The organism is Nocardia fusca NBRC 14340 (assembly GCF_001618425.1).
GTDB lineage: Bacteria > Actinomycetota > Actinomycetes > Mycobacteriales > Mycobacteriaceae > Nocardia > Nocardia fusca.
Genome location: NZ_BDCU01000050.1, coordinates 121865 through 134522, shown reverse-complemented (window position 1 = coordinate 134522; position 12658 = coordinate 121865). Strand labels below are relative to the sequence as shown.

The following is a 12658-nucleotide window of genomic DNA, read 5'->3' as shown; positions in this document are numbered from 1 at the left end:
CGCCGGGCTGACAAGAGTCGAGTTCTATTGACACCTGTCAAAACCGTGCCTAGGGTGCATGTGACCGGTGTCACCCGGCGCGTCGGTCGCTACACCGGCGTGGTGCTCGAGGAGGTCGTATGCCCGAACCCACCGTCGCTGTCATCGGAGCGGGTATCAGCGGTCTGACCACCGGGAAGATGCTGGGCGACTACGGTATTCCGTACACCTGCTTCGAAGCCTCGGACCGCATCGGCGGGAACTGGGCATTCGGCAATCCGAACGGACACTCCAGCGCGTACCGCTCGCTGCACATCGACACCTCGAAGTACCAGCTCTCCTTCCGGGACTATCCGATGCCGGAGTCCTATCCCGATTTCCCGCACCACACCCTCATCAAGGAGTACCTGGAGGGCTATGCCGCGGCCTTCGACCTGAAACGCGCCATCGAATTCGGCAATGCCGTCGAGCACGCCCGCCCGGCCGCGGGCGGGGGCTGGGATATCGAGACCGGGGCCGGTGACACCCGCCGATTCGATCTGCTCGTGGTCGCCAACGGGCACCACTGGGATCCGCGGTTCCCGGACTTCCCCGGCGAGTTCACCGGAGAATCCATCCACTCCCATTCCTATATCGATCCGCGTACCCCGCTGGATCTGTACGGCAAGCGCATCCTGATCGTCGGTATCGGTAACAGTGCCGCCGATATCGCCGTCGAGCTGTCCTCGCGCAGTACGGAGAACGAGGTGTGGCTGTCGACCCGGTCGAGCGCGTGGGTGGTGCCGAAGTATTTCGCCGGTACGCCGGCCGACCGCTATTTCCGCACCGTGCCCTATGTGCCGCTGTCCTGGCAGCGCAAGATCACCCAGATCTTCACGCCGCTCGTCTCCGGCGATCCCGTGAAATACGGGCTGCCCGCGCCGAATCACAAATTCTTCGAGGCCCATCCCACCCAATCGGTGGAACTGCCGCTGCGGCTCGGCTCCGGTGATGTGGTCGCCAAACCCGATGTGAGCCGGTTGGACGGTGCCACGGTGCATTTCGAGGACGGGACGGCGAAGGATTTCGACGTCATCATCTACTGCACCGGCTACAACATCACCTTCCCGTTCTTCGATCCGGAATTCCTCAGTGCTCCGGACAATCGGATCTCCCTGTACAAGCGCATATTCAAACCGGGTATCGACGATCTCGCCTTCGTGGGGTTCGCGCAGCCGTTTCCCACGCTGTTCCCGTTCGTCGAATGCCAGGCGCGGCTGGTGGCCGCATACGCGGCCGGGCACTACCGCCCGCCGCCGGTGGAGACGATGCACCGGGTCATCGAAACCGATCGGCAGCGGTTCACCGGTCATGTGGTGGACCGGCCCCGGCACACCCAGCAGCTGGACTACTTCGTCTACGAACGGGACCTGCGGCTCACCGAACTACCCGCCGGGCTGCGCCGGGCCCGGGCCCGGGGGCCGGTCCGGCTGGGACGGGCGGGATGACCACGCGGTCGCGCATCGACCGCCGGGCCCCGCAGCGCGGCGATCGGCGGCGCAGCGCACTGCTGGCGGCTCTGGACGAACTGTTGCGCGATAACGGCGGCCGGCTCGAAACCGTCAACATCGCCGAGATCTCCCGGCGTGCCGGGCTCACCAGATCCGCCTTCTACTTCTACTTCGAGAACAAGGCCGCGGCCGTGGCGGCCGCGCTGGAGGAAACCTACGAGGAAGTCTTCGCGCTCAACGATATTCTCGTCGGGGCGGGAGCACCGGCCCAGCGTATCGAGCGGGCCATCCGCGGGCTCGTCGAGTTCTGGGATCGCAACCGTCATCTCTACGGCGCGGTGCTGGCCGCGCGCAATGCCCCGGGCGTGCGCGAGCTGTGGGAGTCCGACCGCCAGGCCTTCATCCCGTCGATCGCGGCCATGATCGAAGCCGAACGCGCCGCCGGTCGCGCCCCGGCCGGCGGTGACGCCACCGCCGTCGCCGATGTGCTGCTCCTGCTCAACGAGCGCCTGCTCGAACGATTGACCTTCGATGCGGAACTGGACCGGGAACGCTACATCGAGTCGGTGGTCACCGTCTGGCTGCGATCGATCTACGGCACCGGGCTCGCCGCACCCATCACGGCGAGGAACGATTCATGACTCTGCGCGATACCCCGGGCCCGGCCGGCACCACCGTTGCGGCCTCCGTGGCCTTCCGCTCCGGCGGCGTGGACTGTCACGCCTGGCATTTCCCCGCCACGTCCGCCGAGTTCGACGGCCCGGCCGGTCGCCCGGTCGCGGTCATGGCGCACGGTTTCGGCGGGACCAAGGATTCCGGACTCGAACCGTTCGCGCGGGCCTACGCCGCGGCCGGGATCGACGTCCTGGCCTTCGATTTCCGCTATTTCGGCGCGAGTGGGGGTCGGCCGCGCCAGCGGGTTCGGATGTCGGAGCAGCTGGCCGACTACCGGGCCGCGGTGCTGGCCGCCGCGCAACTACCGGGCGTGGACCCGCACCGGGTGGTGCTGTGGGGCGTATCGCTGTCCGGCGGTCACGTATTCGTCGCCGGTGCCGCCGCGAGCGCCACACCTGCCGACTCGACCGCGGTCCGGGCCGCCCTCGCGGCGATCGTTTCGGTCACTCCGCTGGTAGACGGCCGGGCGGCGGGAGTCCTGGCGGCGCGGGAGAGCGGTGTCGCGGGGGTGCTGCGGGGAGCGGCCGGCGGTGCCCGGGCCGGGCTGGCCGCAGTGTTCGGCGGTTCCGGGCTCATCCCGCTCGTCGGCCGGCCCGGGGAGCTCGCCGCGCTGACGTCGGACGGCTACTACGACTCCTACACCGCCCTCGCCGGACCCACCTGGCGTAACGAGATCGACGCGGGTGTGCTGTGGCAGCTCCCCGGGTATCGGCCCGCGCGGACGGCCGCCGGACTGAACCTGCCCGTCCTCGTGCAGATCGCCGATTTCGATCGCGGCGCACCGCCGCACGCCGCGGCGCGGGCGGCGTTCGCGGCACGGGCCGAAGTACGCCACTACCCCTGCGGCCACTTCGGTATCTGGCCGGGCAATCCCTTCTTCGACTCCGCCGTGGCCCACCAGCTGCTGTTCCTGCGCCGGCATCTGGCGGCGGCGCAGAACGGGACGCGCTCCCGGCCGTGAGTCGCTGATACGGATTCCGGTGGTCGGTGAGTGCTCTCACGGTCGGTCGCGCGGCGGTCCGGAATCCGCCGAGCCGGAACACGGTGCCACCGACCTGCTCGGATCGCAGGACGGGCCGCATCCGATCATCGGACCGCCGGGCCGGGGACCGGTGTGCGGTAGCGTCTGCGGCACCCCGACGGTGTGCCACAGCACAAATTGCAGGCAGATAACACCAGTTGTGAATGCCCTTACGTTCACGACGATTCGGCATATCGTCGGGCGGGTAATACCCGGTGTCGGCGGTGGTTGTCGCGGCTGCCGGCCCCTGATCGATACACAGGAGCAGAATGAGTGCCAAAACCGAACTCGTCCGCGAACTGAACGGACCCACTGCCGCGTCGGAAATGCTCTCCGACTCCGAGATCGAGGATCTGCTCGGATTGTTCCGCAGTGCCCAGCAACAGGAGAAGGACCTGCTCATCGAAGCTGTCAACGGAATGATCCGGTTCTTCCCCCCGCCGTTCCGGACGATCACCCGCCGGATCATGTTCGGGGACAAACTCGAAGGATGAGCGATCTGGTCACCCGCGCGCAGATGGTCCTGCTCGCGCGCACGTTACACGTGCCTGTCGAACGTATCGCCTACCTCGAACGACTCGGCGCCGAACACCTGCACGAACTCGAGCAGCGAATGTCGGGCCGGATCTTCGAATACCACGGCGAGATGTTCAAACGGATCGGGCGTCTGATCCCGATCATTCCGCTCACGGTGTCGCTGCCCCTGGTCCAGCGGATCGTGCCGCCCATGATGACCGGCCGCGCGGCCGGAGCGGTCGGCGTCGAATACCCCGATGCGGCCGCCGAGACGCTCACCATGCTCAAAACGGAGTACGCCGCGGACTGTACCCCCTACGTGGATCCCAAAGCGCTCGGCGAACTGGGCGACATCATGGCCTCCGAGCCGTTGGTCGCCATCGTGAACGAGGTCCTGCGCCGCAAGGACCACATCACCGTCGGGCCGTTTCTCGAATATGCCAAACCGAAATTCGTCGAGGCGGTCGAGCACGGGACGCTCGACGACGAGGGCATCATCTTCTCCGCCGCCTACGCGTACTCCGCGCCCGCGATCAGCAACATACTGCGCCAGTTGCTGGACGGCCGGTCGCGACGGGTTCCGCGAATGATGGAGACGGTGCTGGCCGGTTCGCCGGAATTGAAGGAGGCGGCGATCTCGGTGATGTCGCGGGCTTCCCGGGACGTGGTGTCCGAGATCGGGGACATCCTGCTCGCGATCGCCAGTCCGGAGGCGCTGGGCAAACTCGCCGCCCACGTCATCCAGAAGGGCGCGGCGCCGGAACTGATGACCTTCGTATCGAAGCTCGGCCACCCGGCGCTGCAGCGGATGGCGATGAACCCGATCTTCGCCAATACCGCCGCGCTCACCGCGATCGTCGAATCCCTGGTCATCGCGTTCTACCCCGGGCCGTGGCGGGGTCTGCTGCTGCTGGCCGAACGCACCCACCCCGATGTGCAGCGCTATATCGTCGGCCTGCTGGTGCGGATGCCCGTGGAGCGGATCGCCGAGCTGCCGGAGATAGCCAACGCCGACGACCTCTGGCCGGAGCTGCTCAGGCTGGTGGCTCGTGCCGATCACCCCTCGCAACGCCGGATCGGCGCGATCTGGGCGGGGTTGCCGGCGGAACGGCGAGCGGGGCTGCACCGGCGAATCGCCGAACTTCGGCTGGACGCGCAACTGGCCGGGATCGTCGAGGAAGTGCCCAACATTTCGGTGGAGGAGGTGTTCTACCAGCGCCGGCGACGCGGGCGGCGACGCGGCTCGACCCCCGATAACTGGAGTGTCGCCTGAGTGGGTGAGGTTTGCTGGATAATCGCCGGAACGCGCCTCATTTTGGCGCGTCTACGGTGATTGTTACCCACAACCCGGCATATTCGGTTACCTTCGTGTAGGTCTCTGATTTCGCTCGGAATTTGCTATCCCTCGCCGGATGCGGCGGCAAATCGACGAAAAGAGGTCGGCACGAGATGAGCAACGGACAGTTCCTCCATCGGATACGCCGTACGGCTGTACTCGCCGGTATCGCGGCGGCCGCGCTGGCGCCCACAGCGCCCGCACTGGCCGATCCACTCTGGCCGAACGGGCCGGATGTGCCCGGTGCACCGGCCATCATCCCGACCCAGGCGCCCTGCTCACCAGCGGCCCGGGCCTGCCTGCGACTGTCCAGCAACGAGGTCTGGCTGATGGACGACGGCAACGTCGTCTACGGGCCGACGCCGATGTCGCACGGTATGCAGGGCTACGAGACCCCACCCGGTGTATTCCGTGTGGCGTTCAAAGAGCTGTACCACTGGAGCACCATGCACAATGCCCCGATGCACTACGCGGTCTTCTTCAACGGCGATATCGCGTTCCACATCGGGCCGGTGGAACACAAATCGCACGGGTGCATCAGGCTGACCGAACCCGGTGCCGTCGCGGTCTACCACTACCTGAACCCGGGTGATGTGGTCGAGGTCGTGCCCTGATCTCCGGCTGAGCCGGTCCGGGCCGCGGGCCCGGACCGGCGACCCGGTACCCGGGTCGCGCGTCCGGTTTCGTACGCTTGCCCCCATGTGGATCATCGTGGCTGTCGCCGTCATCAGTTGTGTGCTCATCGCGATCGGCTTCGCGCTGGGTCTGCCGGACTGAGCTGCCGCCGGTCCGCGTCACAGCCCGCCCGCTCCGCAGCGGACGGGCTCTCTGTGTTACCGGCGTAGGCCGGATCAGTCGGCGCCGGCCGCGGTGCTGTCCTCCGCCGATTCGCGATCGGGCCGATCGACCGCCACCGGGCGCAGTAGCGCCCAGGTCACGAACGCAGCGGCGACCACCACCAGGGCCAGGCCGGCCCACAGGTTCACATTGATACCGCCGGTCTTCGCCTCCTCGTCGACGGTGTCGTGAACGAGTCCGGTGATCACCAGGATGATGCCGTAGAGGCCGAGCAGGCTGCCCACAATGGTGCGGATATCGAAGAGCACGATGGTTGTCCTATCCGGTGACGATATTGAGGACGATCACGAGCACCAGCGCGATACCCGCCAGCAGGACCGGGCGCTGATACCAGGGCAGGGTGGCGGCCTCGGGATCCGTGCGCAGTTCGCGCGGTGTCTCCGAGTACACCAGCCCGACCAGCTCGGCGGCCGGTTTCGGCGCGGTCACCATCGTTACGGCCACGCTGACCAGGATATCCACCGCGAAGGCCGCGCCGGCGGCGACGAAGCTGACGCCCTGGCCCGAGAGCGAGAACACCTCCATCTTGTTCAGTACGAAGATGGTCACCGCCACCGCGGTACCCGCCACCAGACCGGTCCAACCGGCCGTGGGCGTCATGCGTTTCCAGAACATGCCCAGGATGAAGGTGGCGAACAGGGGCGCGTTGAAGAAACTGAACAGTGTCTGCAGGTAGTCCATGATGTTGCTGAACCCGCCGGCGATGAACGCGGTGAAGACGGCGGCGACGGTGGCGCCCACCGTGGCCAACCGGCCCACCCGCAGGTAGTAGCCGTCGGATTTGTCCTTGACCACGTATTGCTGCCACAGGTCGATACTGAACACCGTGTTGAACGCCGAGACGTTGGCCGCCATACCGGCCATGAACGCGGCCAGCAGGCCGGCCAGGCCCACCCCGAGCAGACCGTTGGGTAGCACGTCCTTCATCAGGTAGAGCAGCGCCTGGTTGTAGGTGACGTCGCTTTCCACGTCCGCGTTAGCGGTGACCGCCGCTTTGTACTGGGCCATCTGCGGAACCAGCACCGCGCTGATCATGCCGGGAATGATGACGATCAGCGGAATGAGGATCTTCGGGTACGCGCCGATGATCGGAGTCCGGCGCGCGGCGGCGATGGAATGGGTGGCCAGGGCGCGCTGCACTTCGACGAAGTTGGTGGTCCAGTACCCGAACGAGAGTACGAATCCGAGGCCGAACACGATGCCGAGGATGGACAGGAAGTCGCCTGCGAAGCCCGACAGCGCGTTACCCGGCCAGGAGTCCAGCTGTTCGGGGCCGCCGGGGGAGGCGGCCACTTTGTCCTGCAGTCCGTCCCAGCCGCCGACCCGGTGCAGGCCGATCAGGGTCAGCGGCAGCAGGGCGGCCACGATGACGAAGAACTGCAGCACCTCGTTGTAGATCGCCGCCGACAGGCCGCCCAGGGTGATGTAGGAGAGCACGATGATCGCCGCCGCGATCACCGCGACCCACAGCGGCCAGCCCAGCAGGACATTGAGGATGGTGCCGAGCAGATAGAGGTTGACCCCGGCGATGAGGACCTGGGCCACCGCGAAACTGAGCGCGTTCACCAGATGTGCGCCGGTGCCGAAGCGGCGGCGCATGAACTCCGGCACGCTGCGCACCTTGGAGCCGTAGTAGAACGGCATCATCACCACACCCAGGAAGAGCATGGCCGGGACGGCGCCGATCCAGAAGTAGTGGAAGGCGGGGAAACCGTATTCGGCGCCGTTGGCCGACATACCCATGATCTCTACCGCGCCGAGGTTGGCCGAGATGAACGCGAGCCCGGTGACCCAGGCCGGTAGGGACCGTCCGGAGAGGAAGAAGTCCATACTCGACGACACCCGTTGCCGGGCCAGTAGCCCGATACCGAGGACGAAGACGAAATAGAGGACGACGATCGCGTAGTCGACGGGCTGGGCGTCGAGCCGCAGCACCTCGCCTTCGGCGAACAATGAAACGACCTCGTGGGATAGCTCGTGCTGCGACATGCGACGTTCTCCTCGAAGCGGTCCCGGACAACCGCGCGCAGCTCGCGTCATCGCTTCTACCGATGGCTGGCCGCACTACCAGACCGGCTCTGGTGTATCGAACGTACCGTGCCGGCCGAACGGCCGGGCGCTGTCGGGCGGAATCGGGCGTGTCCGTGGATAGGAGTCCCGGTGGCCGGTCTTCGCTCCGACTGCGAGCGCAGTGGTGCGGGCGCAGGCTCTCGTGCGCCGTCCCGGGTGTTGCTACCATGGACGGCGGCGCATCCAATCGCATTGTGCGCCAGGGAATTTCAGATGTCCCTGGCGCCACTGTGGTGTGCGCGGGTTTCGTGGTCACCGAAGTAGGGGTCGCCGTGATTGTACGCGTGCAGAGCACCGAATTGTCGGGCGTTCAACGTTTTGTCCGGCGACTCATATCCGATTGGGGTCCGGGCGCCGAGCGGATGGGCGGTGTGGCACTGCTCGGCTCGCCGCAACCGCGTTCGCGCCGCCGGGCCGCGCCGGACACCGATCTGCTGGTCTGGACGCCGTACGCCTGCACCCTGGTGGTACTGGCCGATTTCGGTTCGGTCCAGCACGGGGTGCTCACCACCGGGCCCACCGGGCGCTGGCAGCTCGGTGACGGCGTCGCGGATCTGCGCACCGGGAAGGCCACGCCGAATCCGATACTGCGCGGGCGCAAAGTGCGCAACGAGCTGGCCGCGCTCTTCCGGCGGCACGGACTGTCCGAACATATCGATGTTCTCGTGGTGCTGATCCCCAAGACCGGCTCCCGGATCAGCTGGACGCCGCCTCCGCCACAGGATGGCATCGAGACCGTTCTGGTCCGGATCGGGCGATCCGAGGGGTTGGCGGAGTACTTCGAGCGTGCGGCCGCCGGACCGGTGCGCTGGCGCGGCGAGGACCTCGCGCGGGCCTTCGAAATCCTGGGAGCGGCACGGTATCTGCCCGATCCGGACGCACTCGACGAGGAGGGGTTCTCCTTCGCGCCCGGCAGCGCCGCCGGTATTCGTGCCGTGTCGGGCGCATCGTCGGAGCGGGTGGCCTCGGGTGCACCGCGCCCTGTCGCGGCGATATCCGCGACCTCCGGCCCGGCCCGAGAACGAGGCGCTCCCGGCGACTTCGTGGCTTCGCCGCGGGGCGTGTCCGCGGAACAGGATGCCCGCTTCACCCCGCCGATCCGGAATTCGGGCGTCCCGCCCGCACCGACGACAGCTGCGGATGTGCATCCGGCGCGCGCCTTTGTCGCCGGTGAGACCCGTGCGGGCTCGGCTGGTTCCGGGGGGTTGCCGATCGGAGACGAACACCGGCCGCAGAGCACTGCGGCAAGCTCGGTCGGTACGCAGGCCACGGGTACTCCGGCTCGTGGTCGGACCGACTCGGAACAGCGGTTTTCCGGGCCGGACGCCGGGGCGGAGGACAGTGTCGGGCGCCCGGCCGCGCGAAAACCGGGCGCCGGGGGCGCCGATACCGGCCGACGGCAGGGCGACGATGTATCCGCTGACGCGGCGGCGGAACCACGGCAGCGGCCCGGGGTTTCGAATCAAGAGACCGGCCCGGAGCCGCTGGTGCAGACCGGCTCGCCGGCGGTACCGGGCGAGCACGATGGTCCGGCGGCCGCCACGGTGGAGTACCGGAGCGTGGTGCCCGAGCCCGCGGTACCGGAGGCGGGGCCGATACGCGAGGGCAGGGAAGTAGACGACTTCGGCGCAGGTCCGGGCCGTACCCCGGTTCGCTCGGCGCTACGCCGCCGGATGGGTGCCGAGGGCAGTGGCGGAATGCGGCGTTCGGCCGGATTCGCCTCGCCTCCGGGCCGATACGACGACAGCGAGGCGGAGCCCGGGGAACGGGCTGTGCCGGACCCGGCGATGTCGCGCGGATTCGCCGGCGCGCAAGAGGACCACGAGCCGGACGGCCCCGCCCCTATCGGGTCCCGCTCGGCCGGACACGGCGGCCGGGACTTCGCCGATCCGGCGGCCGCCCCCGAGTCCGATCGTGGCCACCGGATCGGCAACCGTGTCCCGGCGCCGGTGCGGCGGGGTCTCGCCGGGCTCCGGGATATGCCAGCGCGAGCGCGGCGGGCGGCGGCCGGCCCGCGCCCGGCTGCCCGGCCGCCGCGGGAGCCCTGGGAGGGTCGCGCCTACGGCGAACCCGCGCGCAGCGGGAAAGACCTGCGGTATCCGGTGGCACTGGGGTTGGCCGGGGTGGCGCTCGCGGCCGTGACGGCGACGGTTTTCGCGGCGTCCGGTTTCGCCCGCTTCGATGTGGCCGAATACGGTGCATTATGCGCGGGCGGTGAAGGGAATCCGGCCGCCGCACCGTATTCGGCGGCCGGACCCAGCCCGGTGTATCTCGGCGGGGAACTGCCCGAGTACACCGCGTTCGGGCCCTCCGCGGTATGGCGTCCGATCGATTCCGGCGCGGTGCAACTGGTCGCGTGTGCGGGCCGGGAACGCCGTGGGGAACTCGTGCACACCTGCCAGTACCCGCCCGCGCCCGGGCAGCCGGTGGGCCGGACCCTCAACCTCTTCACAGCGGTCTATCGCCTCACCGTGTACGAGGCCCGTACCGGTAACCGGCTGGCGGTGATGGAGATCACCGGCGACGAGTTCGGTACCGATCCCGCTGTTTCGGACCCGGATCCGTGTCGCGCGGCCACCGGCGCGCCCGAGGACGGACTCCCCGGCCGCCGGTACAGCCGGCCCTCGCACCAGCAGATCGAACAGGCCCTCACACCGTTCGTGGCGCCGGCGTCGCAACGGATCCGGGCCGCTCGCTGAGCACGGGCCGCTCCGGTGCCGAAGTGCGGGCAGGTGCCCTCGTAGCCGTTAGGCTCGGGATACCCGCCGATCATCGCCGCACCGGCACCGGTGCCGGCCCGACCGCAGGAGATTCAGCACAGTGGGCACTGGTTCGATCCTCATTACCGGCGCGAGCTCCGGCCTGGGCGCCGAAATGGCCCGCCAGTTCGCCGCTCTCGGCTACGACCTGGCTCTCTGCGCGCGCCGCACCGAGCGCCTCGACGAACTCGCGGCGGAGATCGCGGCGGCCCATCCCCGGGTCCGGGTGCGGGTGGCGGCGCTGGACGTCACCGATTTCGATGCCGTACCGACGGTGTTCGACGAATTCGCCGCCGATCTCGGCCGGATCGACCGGGTGATCGTCAATGCCGGCCTCGGTAAGGGAGTGCCGATCGGGAAGGGCGGCGACCGCCCCAACCGGCAGACCGTCCAGACCAATTTCCTCGGCGCCATGGCCCAGATGGAGGCGGCCATGAAGATCTTCCGCGCGCAGGGCGGCGGGCACCTGGTGGTGATCTCCTCGATCTCCGCGGTCCGCGGTATGCCCAAGACGATGACCGCCTATGCCGCGAGCAAGGCCGGCGTGGCGGCGTTGGCCGAGGGTATCGCGGCCGAGCGGGTTCCCGGCGTGGATGTGTCGATCATCTTCCCGGGCTATATCTCCTCGGAGATGAACGACAAGGCCGCACATCCGCCCGCGTTCCTGGTCGATACCCGCACCGGGGTGCGTTCCATGGTGTCGGCGATCGAGAAGCGGCGGTTCAAGGCCTACTGCCCGGCGTGGCCGTGGGTGCCGCTGGCCTACGCGATGAAGGTGCTGCCGCTGTTCATCGTGCGCCGGCTCGCCGGGATCTGAGCGGTCCCGTACGCGGGCCGGCTCATTCCGGCAGCTCGAGCACGGCCACGGCCGCGGAGAGGTCGGTGAGCGCGGCCACGATCTCGGTCAGGCGCTCGATACCGAGTTCGGCCGTGAGCCGGGCGGCGAACTCCGCGTGCCGCGGCGTGATCCGCGCCACGGCGGTATGTCCGGCGTCGGTGATCGCGACCAGTTTGGCGCGGCGGTGCGCCGGATTCGGCCGGTATTCCGCCAGGCCGCGTTCCACCAGCAGGTCGGCGATCCGCTGCACCCCCTGCCGGGTGACGCCCATCGCCCGGGCGATGCCGGCCACCGGGAGCGGTTCGTGCAGCACGGCGCCCAGCACCTGCCACCAGGCGGCGGTGAGACCGGCCGGTCCGGCCAGGTTCTCGGCGATCGCGAGGAACTGGCCGTTGAGCCGGAACGAGGTGATGGCGGCCGTGCTGAACAGCTGCTGCTCGGGATTCTGCACGGTGCCCGGACCTCAGACCGCCGCCTGCCGCGCCTCGTACTCCGCCAGGACCGCGTAGCCCGCCGGATCTCCCGCGCTGAAGAGGCGGTACCAGCCGTCGAGTACCTCGGGTTCGTAGATCTCCAGGGCGGCCAGCACTTCGCGCGCGAACTCGAAGGGCGCGGTGGAATTCGCTGTGATCACCCCGCCGTCGGTGACCGCCGGTTCGTCGACGTAGTGATCGCCGCCCGCGTACCCACTGGCGGCCAGGAATTCGGCGATATTGCTGGTGTGCCGCCGCTCGTCGAGCAGGCCCGCCCGCGCGAGGCCGAAGGTCGCGCCGCAGATCGCGGCGACCGGGACGCCGGCCGCGGCGAATTCGCGGGCCTTCTCGGCGAAGACGTCCAGCTCGCCGAGTTCCCAGCCGGTGGCGCCCGGCAGGATGAGCATGGCGCTGTCGGCCGGAGTGAGCTCGGCCAGGGCGATATCGGGCACGATCCGCATACCGCCCATCGTGGTGACGGGCTCGGTGCTCACGCCGACGGTACGGGTGCGGTAGGCGCCCGGTTCGCGGTGCCAGGCGTCGTTGTTGATATGCGCGGTCGCGGCACCCACTTCCCAGTCGGCGAGAGTGTCGAAGACGGCCACGTGCACGATTTTCGGGATCATGACAACATCCTGTCAAT

The 12658-nt window shown here is 68.5% G+C and carries 12 protein-coding genes; 8 read left to right on the top strand and 4 right to left on the bottom strand.

Annotation, left to right across the window (positions count from 1 at the left end; genetic code table 11):
• The first annotated feature begins 119 nt into the window (after nucleotides 1-119).
• The 6 genes from NF4_RS29830 (at nucleotide 120) to NF4_RS29805 (ending at nucleotide 5631) form a co-directional block, all read left to right on the top strand.
• Entirely contained in the window at nucleotides 120-1466 is a 1347-nt protein-coding gene (locus NF4_RS29830; RefSeq protein ID WP_063130706.1) for a flavin-containing monooxygenase, read from the top strand.
• Nucleotides 1463-2110, top strand: a complete 648-nt coding sequence (locus NF4_RS29825; RefSeq protein ID WP_063130705.1) for a TetR/AcrR family transcriptional regulator — start codon at nucleotides 1463-1465, stop codon at nucleotides 2108-2110. The genes NF4_RS29830 and NF4_RS29825 overlap by 4 nt, the downstream gene beginning before the upstream one ends.
• On the top strand, nucleotides 2107-3105 hold the full coding sequence (locus NF4_RS29820) for an alpha/beta hydrolase (protein ID WP_063130704.1): 999 nt from the start codon (nucleotides 2107-2109) through the stop codon (nucleotides 3103-3105). The genes NF4_RS29825 and NF4_RS29820 overlap by 4 nt, the downstream gene beginning before the upstream one ends.
• Before the next feature lie 329 nt (nucleotides 3106-3434).
• Nucleotides 3435-3659 carry a hypothetical protein gene (locus NF4_RS29815; RefSeq protein ID WP_063035918.1) on the top strand — a complete coding sequence of 75 codons (225 nt, stop codon included), beginning with the start codon at nucleotides 3435-3437 and terminating at the stop codon, nucleotides 3657-3659.
• A complete protein-coding gene (locus NF4_RS29810; protein ID WP_063130703.1) occupies nucleotides 3656-4954 on the top strand; it encodes a hypothetical protein in 1299 nt (432 codons plus the stop codon). The genes NF4_RS29815 and NF4_RS29810 overlap by 4 nt, the downstream gene beginning before the upstream one ends.
• 176 nt (nucleotides 4955-5130) lie before the next feature.
• Entirely contained in the window at nucleotides 5131-5631 is a 501-nt protein-coding gene (locus NF4_RS29805) for a L,D-transpeptidase (RefSeq protein WP_063130702.1), read from the top strand.
• 237 nt (nucleotides 5632-5868) lie between these two features.
• Here NF4_RS29805 and NF4_RS29800 read toward each other — a convergent pair whose 3' ends face one another.
• The gene (locus NF4_RS29800) at nucleotides 5869-6123 is read right to left on the bottom strand and encodes a hypothetical protein (protein ID WP_063130701.1); all 255 of its coding nucleotides are present in this window, start codon (nucleotides 6121-6123) and stop codon (nucleotides 5869-5871) included.
• Between the two features lie 10 nt (nucleotides 6124-6133).
• The gene (locus NF4_RS29795; RefSeq protein WP_063130700.1) at nucleotides 6134-7864 is read right to left on the bottom strand and encodes a sodium:solute symporter family protein; all 1731 of its coding nucleotides are present in this window, start codon (nucleotides 7862-7864) and stop codon (nucleotides 6134-6136) included.
• 353 nt (nucleotides 7865-8217) lie between these two features.
• Here NF4_RS29795 and NF4_RS29790 point away from each other — a divergent pair, with 353 nt between their 5' ends.
• Nucleotides 8218-10644, top strand: a complete 2427-nt coding sequence (locus NF4_RS29790; RefSeq protein ID WP_157120672.1) for a hypothetical protein — start codon at nucleotides 8218-8220, stop codon at nucleotides 10642-10644.
• A gap of 121 nt (nucleotides 10645-10765) precedes the next feature.
• Complete coding sequence (locus tag NF4_RS29785; RefSeq protein WP_084533616.1) at nucleotides 10766-11521, top strand: SDR family oxidoreductase; 756 nt, start codon at nucleotides 10766-10768, stop codon at nucleotides 11519-11521.
• A 22-nt stretch (nucleotides 11522-11543) separates the two neighbouring features.
• Here the strand turns inward: NF4_RS29785 and NF4_RS29780 are convergent, their stop codons facing one another.
• Nucleotides 11544-11993 carry a MarR family winged helix-turn-helix transcriptional regulator gene (locus NF4_RS29780; RefSeq protein ID WP_063130698.1) on the bottom strand — a complete coding sequence of 150 codons (450 nt, stop codon included), beginning with the start codon at nucleotides 11991-11993 and terminating at the stop codon, nucleotides 11544-11546.
• A gap of 12 nt (nucleotides 11994-12005) precedes the next feature.
• Nucleotides 12006-12641 (bottom strand): type 1 glutamine amidotransferase family protein, encoded by a 636-nt coding sequence (locus NF4_RS29775; RefSeq protein WP_198165518.1) that lies wholly within the window; start codon nucleotides 12639-12641, stop codon nucleotides 12006-12008.
• Nucleotides 12642-12658 lie beyond the last annotated feature (17 nt).